The sequence below is a fragment of the Salinicola sp. CPA57 genome (genome assembly GCF_003206035.1).
Lineage (GTDB): Bacteria > Pseudomonadota > Gammaproteobacteria > Pseudomonadales > Halomonadaceae > Salinicola > Salinicola socius.
The window spans coordinates 133611-153432 of record NZ_PZJR01000006.1; the positions used below are offsets into that span (position 1 = coordinate 133611).

Here is a 19822-nt window from a genome sequence, read left to right on the forward strand (position 1 = left end):
CGTCTTCGGGGATACCGATCCGCTGCCTGTATTCGTCTGACATCTCTTATCTCCTCCTAGGGGTAGTTTCGATAGCAACTTAGCAAATCAGCCTCTCCAAGTTTGCACTTTTTTAGGACTGCTTATGAATCTGAATCTGTGCTTCGGCCACGAGCTGGTCGTCGATAACTTCGCCGGCGGCGGCGGTGCCAGCGAGGGCATCGAGCAAGCGCTGGGGCGGCCTGTCGATCTTGCGATCAATCACGACGCCGCAGCGATTGCCACGCACACCGCCAACCATCCCGGCACCGATCATTCCGTTGCGGATGTTTGGGACATCAACCCGGATGAAGCGACAAAGGGCCAGCCGGTCGGCCTGGCGTGGTTTTCGCCAGACTGCCGGCACCATTCGAAAGCCAAAGGCGGGCGGCCGGTATCAAAATCGGTGCGCGGTCTGGCGTGGGTCGGCGCTCGATGGGCAGCTCGAGTAAAGCCCCGCGTGATCATCCTTGAGAACGTCGAAGAGTTCCTCGACTGGGGACCGCTGATCAAGAACGCCAAGGATCAGCTAGTACCGGACCCAGCACGCAAGGGACAGACGTTCCGGGGATTCGTCCGGGCGCTCAAGCGCCATGGCTACGACGTCGATTGGCGCATTCTGAGAGCCTGCGACTACGGCACGCCAACGATCCGGAAGCGGCTGTTCCTGATCGGCCGCCGCGACGGGTTGCCAATCAGCTGGCCCAAGCCCACCCACGGCGACCCGAAGTCGCCAGCGGTCCAGCGCGGCAAGATGCCGGCATATCGAGCCGCAACCGAGTGCATCGACTGGTCGATCCCCTGCCCCTCAATTTTCGGGCGCAAGCGGGAACTCGCCGAAAACACGATGAAGCGCATCGCCAAAGGTGTCATGCGATACGTCGTCGAAAGCGGCGACCCGTTCATCGTGAAGTGCAATCACACCGCATCCTGGTACAACGCCTTTCGCGGCCAAGGCCTTGGCGAGCCGCTGCAGACGATGACCACACCGCCAGGCTTCGCAGTAGTGGCGCCGACTATCTCCCGCCAATTCGGCGCCAGTATTGGTCACGGCGCCGATGAGCCACTGGGCACGATCACGGCGGGCGGTGGTGGCAAGAGCGCTCTGGTCTCAGCGTTCCTCGCCAAGCACTTCACCGGCGTCGTCGGTGACAGCCTGACGAACCCGGTACCGACAGTCACCGCCACCGATCACAACGCCCTGGTCGCGGCCAGCATGGTCAACCTCAAGGGCAGCGAGCGCGGCGGTCGGGACGTCCGCGAGCCGATGCCCACCGTCTGCGCCGGTGGCACCCACGCTGCAGCCGTGGCCGCCTTCCTGGCGCCCTACTACGGCAGCGGGTCCGGCGAGACTGGGCGAGACCTCAACGCCCCGTCACCGACGATCACGACGAAAGACCGGTTCCAACTGGTGACCGTCATGATCGAAGGCGAGCAGTACGTCATCACCGACATCGGCATGCGCATGCTGCAGCCGCACGAACTGGCAGCCGCCCAAGGATTCCCCGAACACTACCGATTCGGAGAGGTGGACGGTCGACCGGTACCGAAACACACCCAGGTGCGTCTGATCGGCAACAGCGTCTGCCCGCCACTCGCCCGCGCGCTGGTCGAAGCCAACTTCACCCACGAACGCAAATTCATGCCGGCGCCCGCCGAGACGGTCGCGGCGTAAGGAGGCCCAATGGCGAGATACGCCGAAAACACCTCGGTCTCTAGCGAGCGCAGCCGCGCAGAGATCGAGCAGACGCTTTCCCGCTACGGCGCCGATGGCTTCATGTATGGCTGGGATGGCGGCACCGCGGTGCTGGCTTTCCATATGCACGGCCGCCGGATCCGCTTCGACCTGCAGATGCCGGAGCGAAACGCCGAGGAGTTCGTGAAGACCGAGACCGGGCGCGACAGAGCGCCCGCCCAAGCCGCCAAGGCATGGGAACAGGCCTGCCGCCAGCGCTGGCGAGCGCTTGCCCTGGTCATCAAGGCCAAGCTCGAGGCGGTCGAGTCCGGCATCACCATGTTCGAGGAGGAGTTCCTCGCCCACATCGTTCTGCCCAACGGCGGCACGGTCGGCGGCTGGATGCTCCCGCAAGTCAAAGACGCCTACCAGAGCGGCCACATGCCGCCGCTACTGCCGAAGCCAGGAGAGTGACTCATGACGGTACAGGACGACGAAGGCGAGCCAGAGCGGCTCCAAAAGTGCCACCGGCATACTGGCGCAGACTGCGAGCTTTGCGGTGGCAGCGGATGGCGAAGGCAGTGCAGGCGCCGTGACTGCATCGAATATGGCTGCGATGGCGGGACCTATTGCTTCATCTCGACCGAAGATGCGGCAGCGCTTGGGTATGCAGCCACCGAGGGCGCCGATGGCTAAGTCCCGCCCTCTCCACTGGCAAGAGCCGACCACCGAGAACTGCCCGCAATGCAACGGATCCGGCGAGTGGCGAGGCATGTTCGGCACAGGGCCCTGTGCCATGTGTGACGGAACCGGCTTGGTCGGCGAAGACGGCGAGGCGCTGCCAGCTCACGAGAGCCAACCGATACTGCGCCGACAACGTGACCGGCTCGCAAAGGAACTCGAAGGCGCCCGCCAACATTACCGCCAGCTACTGCATACGCCTGGGGTCCGAGAAGCGCTCGCCGCCGAGCAGGAACGACAGCAGGAGCGGCAGCGTGACGAAGACATGGCGCACCGCAAGCGCCTGAGAGGAGGTTGAGATGGCCAGGAATCGATGGGTACTCAAGAACCGAGTGGTTGAGCTCTTCGGCTACAGTGAGGACGCCGTGGAGCACAAGCGGAAGGATGGCATCTGGTCGGAAGGTCGTATCTGGCGCAAGGCACCGGACGGAAGGATTTTTTTCAATGTCGAGGAGATTGACCGGTGGGTAGAAAGCCGTCCGCTCAGCGCCTGAGTCCGGCCATTGCCGAGCTTCTCGCGAATACTTCCGGTGTCGAGCTACACGGCCCGAGCCTGCGCATCTGGTTCATGTGGCGGAACAAGCGTTGGCGGGAGACGCTCGGCCTCGAGCCAACCAAGTCGAACATCAAGCACGCCGTCGGCCTGCGGGCGTCGATCACCCATGCGATCAAGGTCGGCACATTCAACTATGCCGACTGGTTCCCGGAGTCCGAGAACGCCAAAGGCATGGCGAAGTCGAATCGTAACCTGAGAGTCGATGAGTCAGCAGAGCGCTACATGAAGCTCAAGAGCATCGACATCACGGACGAGACCGCAAGCCGGTACCAGACCGCCATCGACATGGTTGTCGAGGCACTGGGCGCCAGCGTGCTGACGACGACACTGATGCCCGAGGATATCCAGTTGATGCGCGGGGAGTTCGCCGCGACCCGGCAGGTGTCTACCGCCAATCACTACCTGGCCGTGGCCGCCGGCTGGCTTAGCTGGTGCCACCAGAACGAGTACACCGCCAGCGACCTATCCCCAGCGTGCGAGCGCATCAAGGCCGAGGATGTCGACCCCGACCCGTTCACTCACGATGAATTCGGCGCGCTCATCGGTGACGGCTGCCTACACCTGCAGGATCGTGCCGCCGTGACGCTGGCCATCTACACCGGTCTTCGCCCGGGCGAGCTCTGCGGGCTGGCGAGAGAGGACGTCGACATCGCCCAGGGCTGCCTGACCGTCCGCCGATCGGTCCAGAAGCACCGCATGTTCAAGGTGCCAAAGACGAAGACCAGCCGCGACCGTGTCATCTGGCTGCTACCGCCAGCACTGGAGGCATGCAAGGCGCTACTCGAGATGACCGCGGACATTGCACCGCTCGAGATCATCGTCGCGCTCAACCGCCACCAAAACCGGCAGGAGACCGTGGCCCCTCTGTTATCGCCGACGATCCAGGCGAGGCAGGTAAACATTCACCCCTTCTTCAATCCGCATAGCTGGAACAAGAAGATTCACAACATCATGCGCCGCGCCGGGGTGCGCCGTCGTCGGCCCTACCAGACTCGCCACACGTTCGCGTGCTGGTCGCTCACTGCCCATGGTAACCTCGCATTCATCGCAAAGCAGATGGGGCACAAGGACTACTCGATGCTGGTGAAGGTCTACGCGAAATGGATCGACACCGAGAGCCAGTCCGAAGCGGAACGCATCTGGATCGAGATGCAGAAACGCGGCGCTTTTGCCCCATTGATGCCCCACAGAAAAACGGAGTAACCCTGAAAGCCATGCAGGACGCGGCCGCCAGCAAGAGCACCCAGCATACGCCGATGATGGCGCAATACCTCAACATCAAGCGTGAACATCCGGATGTCCTGCTGTTCTACCGCATGGGTGATTTTTACGAGCTGTTCTTCGATGACGCCAAGCGGGCATCGCGGCTGCTCGATATCACGCTGACGGCGCGCGGCCAGTCGGGAGGCAAACCCATTCCCATGGCCGGGATTCCCTACCATAGCGCCGAGTCCTACCTGGCACGGCTGGTCAAGTCCGGCGAATCGGTGGCGATCTGCGAACAGATCGGCGATCCGAGCACATCCAAGGGCCCGGTCGAACGTCGCGTCGTGCGTATCGTCACGCCGGGCACGCTGCACGACGAGGCACTGCTGGATGCCGGCCGCGACAACCTGCTGGTAGCGCTGCACCAGGCCGGCGAGCGCTGGGGAATTGCCTGGCTCGAGCTCTCCAGCGGTCGTTTCAGTCTGCTCGAGGTCGATGGCGAAGCCGACATGCTGGCCGAGATCCATCGTCTGCAACCCGCGGAGCTGCTCGCGGCCGAGAGTCTCGATCTGTCACCGTCGCTGGCCTCGCGGTCCGGCCTGCGCCGCCAGAACGACTGGCACTTCGATCTGGCGACCGCCACCCGGCTGCTGTGCGATCAGTTCGAGGTCGCCGATCTCAGAGGCTTCGGCTGCACGCATCTCGAATCCGCGCTGATCGCGGCCGGTGTGCTGATCGATTACGCCCGGGATACCCAGCGCTCGCGTCTGCCACATGTCACGGCGCTGGGCGTCGAGAACCGTGACGACGCCGTGGTGATCGATGCCGCCAGTCGGCGCAACCTCGAGATCGACATCAACCTCGGCGGCGGCAGCGACAACACCTTGGCCAGCGTGCTCGACACCAGCGTGACACCAATGGGGTCGCGTCTGCTCAAGCGCTGGCTCAATCGGCCGCTACGGGACCGCACCCAGATCGGCGGACGTCAGGCAGCCGTGCAGCTGCTGCTGGATGATGACCGGTATCTGCTGGTCCGCGAACCGCTCGGCGAGGTCGGTGACGTCGAGCGGATCCTCGCCCGCGTGGCCCTGCGCAGTGCCCGCCCGCGCGATCTGGCCCGCCTGCGTGATGCGCTCAACGTATTGCCGACGCTGGAGAGCGAACTGCAGCGGATCGAGGGCGACAGTGCACTGAACGATCTCGCTCGCCACATCCGGCCCTACCCTGAGCTGGCCGAGACGCTGACACGAGCGATGATCGACAATCCGCCGGTGGTGATTCGGGAGGGTGGCGTCATTCGTGAAGGGTTCGACGCCGAGCTCGACGAGTATCGCGGTCTGGCCGAGCACGCCGGCGAGTATCTGGTCCAGCTCGAGGTGCGCGAGCGCGAGCGCTCCGGCCTGGCTGGCCTCAAGGTCGGCTATAACCGGGTTCATGGCTACTACATCGAAATTCCCCGCGCCCAGGCGCGGGACGTGCCGGCGGACTACATCCGCCGCCAGACGCTGAAGAATGCCGAGCGCTTCATCATCCCCGAACTCAAGGAGTTCGAGGACAAGGCGCTATCCGCCAAATCCCGCGCGCTGGCGCGAGAAAAACTGCTTTACGAAAGCCTGATCGACACACTCAATGCCGATCTCGATGCGCTGCAGGCCACCGGGCGCTCGCTAGCGGCGCTGGATGTCCTCTGTGCCTTCGCCGAGCGTGCCCAACATCTCGAATTCGTGCGCCCGCAGCTGTCGGAGACCCCCGGATTCAAACTCATCGGCGGCCGCCACCCGGTCGTGGAGCATGTCAGCCAGCATCCGTTCGTGCCCAACGATCTCGTGCTCGACGAGGATCGCCGCATGCTGGTGATCACCGGTCCCAACATGGGCGGCAAGTCTACCTACATGAGACAGGCAGCATTGATCGCCCTGCTCTCGCACACCGGCAGCTTCGTGCCGGCGGACAGTGCCGAAATCGGCCCGGTGGATCGTATCTTCACGCGTATCGGCTCCAGCGACGATTTGGCCGGCGGGCGCTCCACCTTCATGGTGGAGATGACCGAAACCGCCAGCATTCTCCATAACGCTACCGCCGAGAGCCTGGTGCTGATGGACGAGATAGGCCGCGGCACCAGCACCTTCGATGGCCTGTCACTCGCCTGGGCCAGCGCCGAACACCTGGCTAACCGGCGCGCCTTCACGCTGTTCGCCACCCACTATTTCGAGATGACCGCGCTGGCCGAACAGCAGGAAACGGTAGCCAACGTGCACCTGACGGCAGCCGAGCACAAGGACGGTATCGTCTTCATGCACCGTGTCGAGGAGGGCCCTGCCAGCCAGAGCTACGGCCTGCAGGTCGCCCAGCTCGCCGGCGTGCCGCAGAGCGTGATCGCGCGAGCGCGCGACAAGCTGGCCAGTCTTGAGCAGCCCACGGCCATGCCTGTCGCGAATGACGCACGCGCTCAACCCGCCAGGCCTCAGCAGGCAGACATGTTTGCCGCGGTCCCGCATCCGGTACTGGAAGCGCTGGAATCCCTCGACGTCGACTCGCTGACGCCCCGGGCGGCGCTGGACCTGCTCTATGCCTGGCGCGATCAGCGTTGAGACACACGGAAGCTATAACGCCATTCCTCGATGTTCCAGGTAGCGGCTTGCCCGAGCCGGTGCCCGCCGCCTAGAATATGGCGCCATTCGAGTAGCGTGCGGCGGCGCCGTGGAAACGATGGATTCGAGAACGTCTTCCTCTTCCGCCTGGACGCGACAATGGGCTGTGACACGAAGCCGTAATAAAAGAAGCCGTGATAAAGAAGCCATGACCGGGCCGTCAATCAGGAGAGAACACCCATGACGTTCGTCGTCACCGAGAACTGCATCAAGTGCAAATACACCGACTGCGTCGAAGTCTGCCCGGTGGACTGTTTCTACGAGGGCCCCAACTTCCTCGTCATCCATCCCGACGAGTGCATCGACTGCGCGCTATGCGAACCGGAGTGCCCTGCGGAGGCGATTTTCTCCGAGGACGAACTGCCTGAAGGCCAGCAGCAGTTCATCGAGCTCAACGCCGAGCTCGCCGAAGTGTGGCCGAACATTGCCGAGCAGAAGGATCCGCCGGAAGATGCCAAGGCGTGGGACGGCAAGCCCAACAAGATCGAGCTGCTCGAACGCTGATTTGCTATTACGCAAATCGGACGCTCGCTGCCGAAGAACGCAGGAAGGCCGCTCGATGAGCGGCCTTCCTGGTTTATCGATCTGCAGCGATCTTACTGCCCCTTGATGGCCTTCAACCCCGGGTAGCTCGCCTTGTCACCCAGCTCCTGCTCGATCACCAGCAGGCGGTTGTATTTGGCGACACGGTCGGAGCGGCACAGCGAACCGGTCTTGATCTGGCCGGCGGCGGTACCCACGGCGAGATCGGCGATGGTGGTGTCTTCGGTCTCGCCGCTGCGGTGGGAGATGACCGCGGTGAAACCGGCATCCTGCGCCATCCGGATCGCATCCAGCGTCTCGGAGAGCGAACCGATCTGGTTGAACTTGATCAGAATCGAGTTGCCGATCTTCTCGTCGATACCGCGCTTGAGGATTCTGGTGTTGGTGACGAACAGATCGTCCCCGACCAGTTGAATCTTGTCGCCCAGTTTCTCGGTCAGTGCCTTCCAGCCGTCCCAGTCCGACTCGTCCATGGCATCTTCGATCGAGACGATCGGATACTGATCGCAGAGATCCGCCAGATAGTCGGTGAAGCCGGCGGCGTCGTACTGCTTGCCTTCACCAGCAAGATCGTAGACGCCATCCTTGAAGAACTCACTGGCAGCGCAGTCGAGCGCCAGCGTGACGTCGTCGCCCAGCGTGTAGCCGGCATCACTGACCGCCTGCTTGATCACCGCCAGCGCTTCGGCGTTGGACGCCAGGTTCGGCGCGAAGCCGCCCTCGTCGCCCACCGAGGTGGACAGCCCCTTGGCCGTCAGCACTTTCTTCAGCGAGTGGAAGATCTCGGCACCCATGCGCAGCGCTTCACGGAAGTTGGGTGCGCCGACCGGCTGGACCATGAATTCCTGAATATCGACGTTGTTGTCGGCATGCTCGCCGCCGTTGATGATGTTCATCATCGGCACCGGCATGATGTACTGACCCGGCTGGCCATAAAGCTCGGCGATGTGAGCGTAGAGCGGCACGCCTTTCTCGGTCGCCGCGGCCTTGGCCGCGGCCAGCGACACCGCGAGAATCGCATTGGCGCCAAGACTGGCCTTGTTGTCGGTGCCATCCAGGGCCAGCATGGCGTCATCGAGGGCGCGCTGATCGCTGGCATCCATTCCCATCAGCCGCTCGCGAATCTTACCGTTGACGGCATCGACGGCCTTCAACACGCCCTTGCCGAGGTAGCGTGACTTGTCTCCGTCACGCAGTTCCAGCGCTTCACGCGAACCGGTGGAAGCACCGCTGGGCGCGCAGGCGCTGCCGGTAATACCGCCACTCAGGGTGACCTGAGCCTGAACGGTGGGGTTGCCGCGGGAATCGAGCACTTCGAGGGCGCGGATATCAACGATCTCAGCCATGTTACGTCGTCCTGTCGGTTGAAAAATCAATGATCGAGGGTGAAACGCCCGTTCCTTGGCGTGCAGTTGCGGGCGTGGTGATTCCATCATGTCAGCAGTTCTGGAGCTTAGCCAGCGCAGGGATCCCAGGTCCAGCGTCTCCAACGACAGCGGGGGATGAATCGCTTCATCCCCCGCCAGGTCATTCGATCACTCCTGATGCGCCATGCCATGCTGACGCTGGCGTTGCGCCTTGTGCTCCAGCGCCGCATTGACGAAACCGGTGAACAGCGGATGCCCGTCGCGCGGCGTCGAAGTGAACTCGGGATGGAACTGACACGCCACGAACCAGGGGTGATCCGGCAGTTCGATCATCTCGACCAGCGACTGATCGCCGCTCTTGCCCGACACGATGAGACCGGCCGCCTCGAGTTGCTCGACGAACTGCTCGTTGACCTCGAAACGATGCCGATGACGCTCGGTGATCGTATCCAGCCCGTACACCTCATGCGCTCTGGAACCCGGCTTGAGTCGGCACTCCTGCCCGCCGAGACGCATGGTGCCACCCAGATCGGAAGCTTCGTCACGCAGCTCGATCTGCCCTTCCGGGTTGATCCACTCGGTAATCAGGCCGACCACCGGATGCTGGGTCTCGCGAGTGAACTCGGTGGAGTTGGCGTCTTCCCAACCCGCCACGTGGCGCGCGAACTCGATCACCGCCACCTGCATGCCGAGACAGATGCCGAGATAGGGAACGTCGTTCTCGCGGGCGAAACGGGCGGCCTGAATCTTGCCTTCCACGCCGCGCTCACCGAAACCGCCCGGCACCAGAATCGCATCCTTCCCAGCCAGGCGCTCGGTGCCGTGACGCTCGATCAGTTCGGCGTCGATATACTCGACGTTGACCTTCACGCGGGTCTGGATGCCGGCGTGAATCAGCGCCTCGTTGAGCGACTTGTAGGCGTCGAGCAGCTCCATGTACTTGCCGACCATGGCGATATTGATCGTCTTGAGCGGATTGAGCTTGGCGTCGAGGACGTGGATCCATTCGGCGAGATCCGCCTGCGGCGCCTCGAGACGGAACTTGTCGCAGACGATATCGTCGAGCCCCTGCTCGTGCAGCATCAGCGGAATGCGATAGATAGTGTCGGCATCCTGCAGCGGGATGACCGCACGCTCTTCGACATTGGTAAACAGCGCGATCTTGCGCCGCTCGCTCTCCTCGAGCTCGACTTCGCTGCGGCAGATCAGGATGTCCGGCTGGATCCCGATCGAACGCAGCTCCTTGACGCTGTGCTGGGTCGGCTTGGTCTTGGTCTCGCCGGCGGTCTTGATGTAGGGCACCAGCGTCAGGTGCATGAACAGCGCCCGGTTGGCCCCGACTTCGCTCCGCAGCTGACGGATGGACTCCAGAAACGGCAGCGATTCGATGTCGCCCACGGTGCCGCCGATCTCGACCAGCGCCACGTCGTAACCTTCTCCCCCCTTGATCACACGGTGCTTGATCTCGTCGGTGATGTGCGGGATGACCTGCACCGTGCCGCCGAGATAATCGCCACGGCGCTCCTTGCGCAGCACGTGCTCGTAGACCCGACCGGTGGTGAAGTTGTTGCTCTGGGTCATCTTGGTACGGATGAAGCGCTCGTAATGTCCCAGGTCGAGATCGGTTTCCGCGCCATCCTCGGTGACGAATACTTCGCCATGCTGAAACGGACTCATGGTGCCCGGATCGACGTTGATGTACGGATCCAGTTTGAGGATGGTGACCTTGAGGCCGCGGGCCTCGAGGATCGCCGCCAGCGAGGCGGATGCAATACCCTTGCCCAGAGAGGACACAACGCCGCCGGTCACGAAGATATATCGTGTCATGGAAAACCTGTCGAATCGTGGTCGTAAAGCTCGTGAGAAAAGACCCGGGGGAGAAAGTCGGGCCAGGATGGGACGTCAGATTACCAGAGTCGTTCGAAAGGCTCAATTTTGGATCGCGCGGTCGACGTGCCGAGGAGACCGATCAATCCGCCACGGCGCGCTGCAGCGACTCCAGCCGACGATCCCGGATGCCGAGCGCATGGAGGTCGCCCACCGTATTGTCGAGATATTCGCGGCACGATCCCAGCACGCCGCGGCCGGTACGCAACAGGTGCACCACCGTCTCGTCGGACTGGCGACCGATATAGCGGTCGTGATGCGGATTGATCACGAAGGCGACGCCCCAGATCGGGCCGACGTCCGTCTTCAGCTTGATCCAGCGCGGTCGATAGGCGCCGGTCAGCATCTCGCGTCGCCACACCAGCGTCAGCTCCCGCTCCAGATTGTCGCCGGGTACACGCAGCGCAACGCCATGGCAAGAGCCGCCCGGCGCCAAGGCCAGCATCAGCCCCGGGGTTTCAGGCGTACCGCGGCCATGATCGAGCTTGAGGCAGAAATCGCGATGATAACCGTACAGTCGGCAGGTATGACGTTCGGCAACCTCGACACACGGATTCCAGATCAACGAACCGTAGGCGAACAGATAGACACCGTCACTGATGCTTACGCCAGGCGGCGCCGTGTCCAGAACGTGGTGGATGGAGCTGCGAAGCTCCTGATGGCTCTTCAACGCCACCTCGGGATAGACATGTTCGAAGTGACGACGAATCAGATCCTGCTCCAGCACCTCGCGTGTCATGGCGATCGACTTCTCCGCGGAAGTGTCTTCGTCGGCGCATATGTCGCTGGGCTGCGGCTCACTCATTGGGGGCTCTATCTCGGGCACGATCGGTATGATTCAGCATTGACAGGGTGACGACCACGGACTGGCTGGCACCGTCACCCCAGACTAACGTCCAACGCGCGCAAAGCGAAGCGCTAGTTCGGCGCCGGCATCAACTCCTGAGCATTGACCCGCGGGCATCAAGCCTAACTGCAAGGCCGGACCGCGAACCCGGCAATCAATCGTGCCATCGGCAACCGGCACCATGACGCAGGACGAGATGCAGAAGGATCGCGCCGAAGGTGGCGGTGCCGATCCCATCGAGGGTGAAGTCGCCGACGGCGATCGAGAAGTTGCCTGCCCCCAGCACCAGCGTCACCGCCGCGACGATCAGATTGGTGTTGTCACCCAGGTCGACCTCGTTCTGGATCCAGATGCGGGCGCCGGCTACCGCGATCAGACCGAACACCACGATCGAGGCGCCGGCCAGCACCGGCCCGGGGATCGTCTGGATCAGCGCGCCGAAACGCGGCGAGAACCCGAGCAGAATGGCAAATTCGGCGGCCGCGACGAAGATCAGCGTCGAGTAGACCCGCGTCACCGCCATCACACCGATATTTTCGGCATAGGTGGTCACGCCGGTGCCGCCGGACGCCCCCGACACCATCGTCGCCAGCCCGTCGCCCAGAAAGGCCCGGCCGATGTAGGGGTCGAGATCGCGGCCGGTCATCGCCCCCACCGCCTTGATGTGGCCGAGGTTTTCCGCCACCAGAATCACCGCGACCGGCGCGATCAGCACCATCGCCTGCGGACTGAAGGTCGGCGCCGTGAATGCGGGCAGGCCGAACCAGGCGGCATTCTCGATGATCGAGAAATCGATCGGCGCGCCCCAGCCCAGTCCATTGGTGACCAGCGCATAGATCGCGTAGGCCGCCATCAATCCGACCAGAATCAGCAGCCGCTGGAGCATGCCGCGAGTCAGCACCGCAGCCAGACCGATGCAGAGAATGGTCACCAGTGCCATCGCGGCATCGAAGTTGGAGCCCTTCACGCTGGAAACCGCCACCGGGGCCAGGTTGAGCCCGATGGTCATGACGATCGCACCGGTCACCACCGGCGGCAGCAGGAACTCGATCCAGCGCGTCCCCGATGCCATCACGACGAGACCGATCAGCGCATAGATCGCACCACAGGCAATGATGCCGCCCAGCGCCAGCCCGATCGAAGGATTGCCGCCGCTCCCGGCATATCCGGTGGCCGCGATCACCACGCCGATGAAGGCAAAACTCGAGCCCAGATAGCTGGGCACCCGCCCGCCAACCACCACGAAGAACAATAGCGTGCCGATCCCCGACATCAGAATGGCCAGATTGGGATCGAACCCCATCAGCAGTGGCGCCAGCACAGTGGAGCCGAACATGGCGACGGCGTGCTGAATTCCCATCAGCAATGTCTGCGCCGCCGGCAACCTCTCGTCGGGCGCGACCACACCTTGGCGAGCGGCTTCGACGCGGCGCCAGCGGGGAAACCAGGATGACATCGTTGTTGTTCTCCAGAATGAAATGAAGGGGAAAACGGCCGCTACCACGTCGAGCAGCGCACTCCAGACACCAAAACGCCAACGGCGGGAATGAACCCTGGCCATTGGCGCTTTTCCCTATCCGCTGCCTTCAGGCCCGGCACATCCATTCTGACATGTTGGCCTGAGATGACGGACTGACACTCCGGCTTCAGCGATGGTGCTATTCGGGCAGCCGGGCCGCCAGGATCTTGGCGCGACGCTCGATCTCCTCGAGCATCCCTGCACACTCGTCCGACATCCCGCTGTCATTCAATTTGGCGAGTGAGAACAGCGCCTTGAGCTGCCCACTGATCATGATGGCCTGATGGCCGCCGTCCTGATCCAGCACATGATCTTCCAGCGCTCGCAGTTGGGTGTTTGCCTGGTCGAGAATGTTGCGTTCAAGCCTGATCATGATGTGACCTTTCTGAGAATTGCGGTTCGTTTCGAGCGCGCCACTGTAAAGGCTCATCGCGCTTTATACCATCGCCCAAGGGTATCGATCGCCTGAGTGGCAAACGCCAACGGCACCGTCGGCGCCTGCCGGTCATCGACCGATATCGCCTCGGGAAGTCTCAGACCTTGAGATAATCGAGGATACCTTCGGCCGCCTGGCGCCCTTCGTAGACCGCCGTCACCACCAGGTCGGAGCCGCGCACCATATCACCACCGGCAAACACGTTTTCGTTGCTGGTCTGATAGGCGAAGCGCTCCATCTGCGCCGGAATCTCCGGTGCCAGCACGCGGCCGCGTTCGTCGACCTCGATCTGGTGTGTATCGAACCACTCGATTTCGCTCGGCTGGAAGCCGAAGGCGATGACCACCGCGTCGCAGGCCAGGATTTCCTCGGAGCCCGGCACCACTTCCGCACTGCGTCGACCCTTGTCGTCCGGTTCGCCCATGCGGGTGCGCACCAGCTTGACGCCCTCGACCTTGCCTTCACCGACGATCGCCACCGGCTGGCGGTTGAACAGGAACTCGACGCCCTCCTCGCGCGCGTTCTTCACCTCGCGCTTGGAGCCCGGCATGTTCTCCTCGTCACGGCGATAGGCGCAGGTCACGCTGGTCGCCCCCTGGCGGATCGAGGTGCGGTTGCAGTCCATGGCGGTATCACCACCCCCCAGCACCACCACGCGCTTGCCGGCCATCGATACGTAATCGACCGAATCCTGCTCGAAGCCGAGATGATGGTTGGCATTGGCGATCAGGAAGTCGAGCGCCTTGTAGACGCCATCCATCTCCTCGCCGGGGAAACCGCCGACCATGTACTTGTAGGTGCCCATGCCGAGGAAGACTGCGTCGAATTCGTCGTTCAGCTGCTCGAAGGTGATATCGCGACCGATCTCGGTATTGAGTCGGAACTCGATACCCATCTCCTCGAACACCGCGCGGCGCCGCTCCATCACGTGCTTCTCGAGCTTGAACTCGGGAATCCCGAACGTCAGCAGACCGCCGATCTCCGGATAGCGATCGAACACCACCGGCTTGACGCCGTTGCGTACCAGCACATCGGCACACCCCAGCCCGGCCGGGCCTGCGCCGATCACCGCCACGCGCTTGTCGGTCATGGTCACGTTGGACATGTCCGGACGCCAGCCCATGGCAAAGGCGGTATCGGTGATGTACTTCTCCACCGAGCCGATGGTGACGGCACCGAAGCCGTCGTTCAGCGTGCAGTCGCCTTCGCACAGACGATCCTGCGGGCAGACGCGGCCGCAGACTTCCGGCAGCGAGTTGGTGCGGTGCGACATCTCCGCGGCCTCGAGGATGTTGCCCTCGCTGACCAGCTTGAGCCAGTTGGGAATGTAGTTGTGGACCGGGCACTTCCACTCGCAGTAAGGATTGCCGCAATGCAGGCAACGGTGGGCCTGGCTGGCCGCCTCGCTGGGCTTGTACGGCTCGTAGATCTCGGCAAATTCCTTCGCCCGGCTGCGCGCATCCTTTTTCTGCGGATCGCGCCGCCCCACATCGATGAACTGAAAGTCGTTACTCAAACGGTTTGCCATGTTCTCTCTCCTCACTGGGCCGACGACGCTCTAGGATTCCGGCTGATGCCCGCACCCCGGGGCTGAACCCCGGGTCATTCGGGCCGTCGCCGCCTCTTACTCAGGCTGGCGCCTGGATTGGGCCAGCAAACCGTTGAGACTTGCGGCCTTGGGCTTCACCAGCCAGAAATGGCGGATGAAGTCGGAGAAATCCTCGAGAATCGCATGCCCCCGTGGCGAATCCGTCTCTTCCACGTATTCGGTAATCACTTCGCGCAGATGACGACGATAGGCTTCCATCGATTCGGTATTGATTCGATGAATTTCCACCAGCTCGTGGTTGTAGCGATCCACGAAACCGCGATCCTCGTCGAGCACGTAGGCGAAGCCGCCGGTCATGCCCGCACCGAAGTTGATCCCGGTCTTGCCGAGCACGCAGACCAGACCGCCGGTCATGTACTCGCAGCAGTGATCGCCGGCGCCCTCGATCACCGCATGGGTGCCGGAGTTGCGCACGCCGAAGCGCTCACCGGCCATGCCCGCGGCGAACAGCTTGCCATCGGTGGCGCCGTACAGGCACGTATTGCCGATGATCGCGGTCTCGTGGCTCAGGAAACGGCTGGCCTTGGGCGGCACGATCACCACCTTGCCACCGTTCATGCCCTTGCCGACATAATCGTTGGCATCGCCTTCCAGATACAGATTCAGCCCGCGCGCGTTCCACACCCCGAAACTCTGACCTGCGACACCGGTGAAGCGCGCCGTGATCGGAGCGTCCTCGAGGCCCGCTTCGCCGTAGCGCTTGGCGATCTCGCCGGAGACCCGTGCCGCTACCGAACGATCGCAGTTGGTGATCTTGAACTCGAACTCGCCCCCGGACTTCGATTCGATCGCCGGCAGCAGCGCGTCGAACACTTCCTGATTCTTGGCGCCGGGGTCATGGGGCACGTTGCGGCTGACCTGGCAGAACTGCGGCGCGTCCTTGGGCACGAAGTCGTTGGCAAGCAACGGGCTCAGGTCGAGCTTGCGCTGTGCCGCCGTCTCGCCTTCCAGCATCTCGAGCAGATCGGTGCGCCCGATCAGATCGGTCAGCTGCCGCACGCCCAGCAGCGCCATCAGTTCCCGCACTTCCTCGGCGATGAAACGGAAGTAGTGCTTAACCATGTCCACCGTGCCGCGGAAGTGCTCGTCGCGCAGCTCCTGATGCTGGGTGGCGACACCGGTGGCGCAGTTGTTGAGGTGGCAGATCTTCAGATACTTGCAGCCCAGCGCCACCATCGGCGCGGTGCCGAAGCCGAAACTCTCCGCTCCCAGAATGGCTGCCTTGACCACGTCGAGGCCGGTCTTGAGCCCACCATCGGTCTGCAGCCGGATCTTGTCGCGCAGGCCGTTGATGCGCAGCGCCTGATGGACCTCCGGCAGCCCCAGCTCCCACGGGCTGCCGGCGTGGCGGATCGAGGTGATCGGGCTCGCCGCGGTGCCGCCGTCGTAGCCGGAGACCGTGATCAGATCGGCGTAGGCCTTGGCCACGCCGGTAGCGATGGTGCCGATACCCGGCTCGGATACCAGCTTGACCGACACCTGCGCGCTCGGGTTGACCTGCTTGAGATCGAAGATCAGCTGGGCCAGATCCTCGATCGAGTAGATGTCGTGGTGCGGCGGCGGCGAGATCAGCGTCACGCCGGGCACGGCGTAGCGCAGCCGCGCGATCATCTCGTTGACCTTGCCGCCCGGCAGCTGGCCCCCTTCGCCGGGCTTGGCGCCCTGAGCCACCTTGATCTGCAACACCTCGGCGTTGACCAGATAGGCCGGCGTCACGCCGAAGCGCCCGGAGGCGATCTGCTTGATCTTCGACGAGCGAATGGTGCCGTAACGGGCCGGATCTTCGCCGCCTTCACCGGAGTTGGAACGACCGCCCGTCTCGTTCATCGCCTGGGCCAGCGCCTCGTGCGCCTCGGGCGACAGCGCGCCCAGCGACATCCCGGCGCTGTCGAAACGCAGCAGCAGGCTCTCGACCGGCTCGATCTCGTCCAGCGGCAACGGTTCGGGGGCCGGCTTGAGCTTCAGCAGATCGCGGATGGTGGCGACCGGGCGCTCGTTGACCAGCCGCGCGAACGCCTTCCACTTGGCGTAGTCGCCCTGCTGGACCGCCTGCTGCAGCGTCATCACCACATCGGGATTGTAGGCGTGATACTCGTGGCCGTGGACGAACTTGACCAGCCCGCCCTGACGCATGGTCTTGCGCGGGATCCAGGCATCGCGTGCGGCCAGTTCCTGCTGCATCTGCAGCTCGCTGAATCCGGTGCCCTCGATACGCGACATCATGCCTTCGAAGCACATCTGCATGACCTCGGACCCCAGCCCGACGGCTTCGAACAGCTGCGAGCCGCGGTAGGAGGAGATCTGCGAAATGCCCATCTTCGACAGGATCTTGTAAAGCCCCTTCTGCATGCCCTTGCGATAGTTCTCGCGGGCATCCGCCGGGTTGCCGACCAGCTCGCCGGTACGGTGCATGTCCGCCATCACCTGGTAGGCCAGATACGGATAGACCGCGGTGGCACCGACGCCGAAGAACACCGCCATCTGGTGGGCGTCGCGAGCGTAGCCGGTTTCGACCACGATATTGACCCGCGGACGCAGCGCTAGCCTTGCCAGGTGATGATGCACCGCACCGGTCGCCAGCAGCGCCTGGATCGGCTGCTTGCCTTTTTCGAGCTCGGCATCCGACAGTACCAGGATCACCTTGCCATCATGGGTGGCCTGCTCGGCCTGCTGGCACAGCGCCACCAGCGCCTGCCGTAGCGAGGTCGTCTCGGGATCGTACTGCAACGGCAGGGTGATCGAGGCGAATGCCGGATCTTCCTGGGTCACCAGTGCGGTGAACTTGCGCGGCGACAGCACCGGCGTCGTCAGAATCAGCCGGTGCGCGTGTTCGGGCGTCGCCTCGAAGACGTTCAGCTCGGCCCCGCAGCAGGTCTCAAGCGACATCACGATCGCTTCCCGCAACGGGTCGATCGGCGGATTGGTGACCTGGGCGAATTTCTGGCGGAAGAAATCGGTGAGCAGACGATTCTGGCGCGACAGCACCGCCATCGGCGTATCGTCGCCCATCGAGCCCACCGCTTCCTGACCACTCTCGGCCAGCGGACGCAACAGTTGATCGCGCTCCTCGAACGTCACCGAGAACATCTTCTGATAGACGTTGAGTTCATCGGTCTCGAACGGCTGGAAGCGCGCCAGCTCGGTCAGTGCGGATTCCAGGTAGTGGGCGTGCTCCTTCAGCCAGCGACGATAGGGATAGGCGGACTTGAGCCGCTGATCGATGTCGTCGGTGTGGAGCACCTCACCGGTCTGGGTATCGACGGCGAGAATCTGGCCCGGCCCGACGCGCCCCTTGGCCACCACGGATTCCGGCTGGTAACTCCATACGCCGATCTCGGAAGAGAGCGTGATGTAGCCGTTATCGGTGATCACCCAGCGCGCCGGACGCAGGCCGTTGCGATCGAGCATGCACACAGCGTGGCGGCCATCGGTCATCACGATGCCGGCGGGGCCGTCCCAAGCTTCCATGTGCATGGAGTTGTATTCATAGAAGGCGCGCAGATCGCCATCCATGGTCTCGACGTTCTGCCACGCCGGCGGCACCATCATCCGCACCGCGTTATAGAGATCCATGCCGCCGGTCAGCAGCACTTCCAGCATGTTGTCCATGCTCGACGAGTCGGAGCCGGTGGTGTTGACGATCTCGTCGAGACCCTCGATATCCGGCAGCAGCTCGTTGACGAAGTTGGCCTTGCGCGCATTGGCCCAACTGCGGTTGGCCTCGATGGTATTGATCTCGCCGTTGTGCGCCATGAAGCGAAACGGTTGAGCCAGCGGCCAGCGCGGCGCGGTATTGGTCGAGAAACGCTGATGAAAGACACAGACGGCGGTCTCGAGACGCTCGTCGCCCAGATCCTGATAGAAGGTGGGCAGATCCGCGGGCATCATCAGACCCTTGTAGGAAACCACCTTGGACGACAGCGAGCAGACGTAGAACTCTTCTTCCTGACGCAGTTTCTGCTCGGTCAGGCGACGGGCCATGAACAGCTCGACGTTGAAAGCGGCATCGGACTGGGAGGCGTCGCCTTCGACGAACACCTGACGAATACGCGGCAGGCACTCGAGTGCCATCGGCCCGCAGACGCTGGGGTCCGTGGGCACATCGCGCCACCCCTTGACGCTCAGCCCCCGCTCGGCCAGCTCGCCTTCCAGCGTTTCCCGAGCGCTCTGCTCGCGGGCGTCGTCATCGGGAAAGAACACCATGCCGACCGCGAAGCGCTCGCCCAGCGTCACGCCCAGTTGATCCTGGGCCAGCGCTCGCATGAAGCTCATCGGCATTTTCAGCAACAGGCCACAGCCATCGCCGGTCTTGCCATCCGCCGCGATTCCGCCACGGTGGGTCATGCAGGTCAGGGATTCGATCGCCGTCTTGAGCAGATCGTGGCTGGCCTGCCCTTCCATATGAGCAATCAGGCCGAAACCGCAGTTGTCGCGGAATTCGCCAGGCTGGTGAAGACCTCTCATCATGGGCGTGCCTCACAAAGCAGTGTCTGAATACAAGGTATTGCATTCGGTCTGATATAAAGAGATTATTACCGGTTTTCTTATTTTTATGACCGAGTAAATCGCGTCAAAATCGGTCTGATTTTCATCGCGCAACGCTGACAATCTTGCCGCTGGCGCTTGTCAAAAGGCCGGACAGAATAGCCAGTTACCCACCCCAGCGCAATTCGAGCGCCGGCGTTTTTCTCCGTAAACACATTTAAAATCGAAGACTTAGCGAGATAATCGCCAAAATACACTGTTGGCACAAAGGCTTAGACTTTA

The 19822-nt window shown here is 62.9% G+C and carries 14 protein-coding genes; 7 read left to right on the forward strand and 7 right to left on the reverse strand.

What is annotated here, in order from left to right; genetic code table 11:
* Positions 1-124: 124 nt before the first annotated feature.
* From DOM36_RS08150 to fdxA, 7 genes are all read left to right on the forward strand, one after another.
* Positions 125-1693, forward strand: coding sequence for a DNA cytosine methyltransferase (locus DOM36_RS08150; RefSeq protein ID WP_110642522.1), 1569 nt, complete (start codon positions 125-127; stop codon positions 1691-1693).
* Positions 1694-1702: 9 nt separating this feature from the next.
* Positions 1703-2167: a hypothetical protein gene (locus DOM36_RS08155; protein ID WP_110642524.1), complete on the forward strand. Its 465-nt coding sequence runs from the start codon at positions 1703-1705 to the stop codon at positions 2165-2167.
* Between the two features lie 214 nt (positions 2168-2381).
* Positions 2382-2732, forward strand: coding sequence for a hypothetical protein (locus tag DOM36_RS08165; protein ID WP_110642528.1), 351 nt, complete (start codon positions 2382-2384; stop codon positions 2730-2732).
* Between the two features lies 1 nt (position 2733).
* Complete coding sequence (gene xisR / locus DOM36_RS08170) at positions 2734-2928, forward strand: excisionase family protein (RefSeq protein ID WP_110642530.1); 195 nt, start codon at positions 2734-2736, stop codon at positions 2926-2928.
* On the forward strand, positions 2898-4193 hold the full coding sequence (locus tag DOM36_RS08175; protein WP_198651240.1) for a DUF3596 domain-containing protein: 1296 nt from the start codon (positions 2898-2900) through the stop codon (positions 4191-4193). The genes xisR and DOM36_RS08175 overlap by 31 nt, the downstream gene beginning before the upstream one ends.
* Before the next feature lie 11 nt (positions 4194-4204).
* Positions 4205-6787, forward strand: a complete 2583-nt coding sequence (gene mutS, locus DOM36_RS08180; RefSeq protein WP_110642534.1) for a DNA mismatch repair protein MutS — start codon at positions 4205-4207, stop codon at positions 6785-6787.
* A 240-nt stretch (positions 6788-7027) separates the two neighbouring features.
* Positions 7028-7351 carry a ferredoxin FdxA gene (fdxA, locus tag DOM36_RS08185; protein ID WP_075561136.1) on the forward strand — a complete coding sequence of 108 codons (324 nt, stop codon included), beginning with the start codon at positions 7028-7030 and terminating at the stop codon, positions 7349-7351.
* Between the two features lie 92 nt (positions 7352-7443).
* Here fdxA and eno read toward each other — a convergent pair whose 3' ends face one another.
* From eno to gltB, 7 genes are all read right to left on the reverse strand, one after another.
* On the reverse strand, positions 7444-8736 hold the full coding sequence (gene eno, locus DOM36_RS08190) for a phosphopyruvate hydratase (RefSeq protein WP_075568123.1): 1293 nt from the start codon (positions 8734-8736) through the stop codon (positions 7444-7446).
* 189 nt (positions 8737-8925) lie between these two features.
* Entirely contained in the window at positions 8926-10584 is a 1659-nt protein-coding gene (locus tag DOM36_RS08195; RefSeq protein ID WP_075568124.1) for a CTP synthase, read from the reverse strand.
* A 142-nt stretch (positions 10585-10726) separates the two neighbouring features.
* Complete coding sequence (locus DOM36_RS08200) at positions 10727-11449, reverse strand: gamma-glutamylcyclotransferase (protein ID WP_075568125.1); 723 nt, start codon at positions 11447-11449, stop codon at positions 10727-10729.
* A 196-nt stretch (positions 11450-11645) separates the two neighbouring features.
* Positions 11646-12947 carry a solute carrier family 23 protein gene (locus DOM36_RS08205; protein WP_110642537.1) on the reverse strand — a complete coding sequence of 434 codons (1302 nt, stop codon included), beginning with the start codon at positions 12945-12947 and terminating at the stop codon, positions 11646-11648.
* Between the two features lie 202 nt (positions 12948-13149).
* Positions 13150-13383, reverse strand: coding sequence for a hypothetical protein (locus DOM36_RS08210; RefSeq protein WP_144076774.1), 234 nt, complete (start codon positions 13381-13383; stop codon positions 13150-13152).
* A gap of 160 nt (positions 13384-13543) precedes the next feature.
* Positions 13544-14974, reverse strand: a complete 1431-nt coding sequence (locus DOM36_RS08215; protein WP_075568128.1) for an FAD-dependent oxidoreductase — start codon at positions 14972-14974, stop codon at positions 13544-13546.
* Positions 14975-15070: 96 nt separating this feature from the next.
* Positions 15071-19522, reverse strand: a complete 4452-nt coding sequence (gene gltB / locus DOM36_RS08220) for a glutamate synthase large subunit (protein ID WP_075568129.1) — start codon at positions 19520-19522, stop codon at positions 15071-15073.
* Positions 19523-19822: the final 300 nt, after the last annotated feature.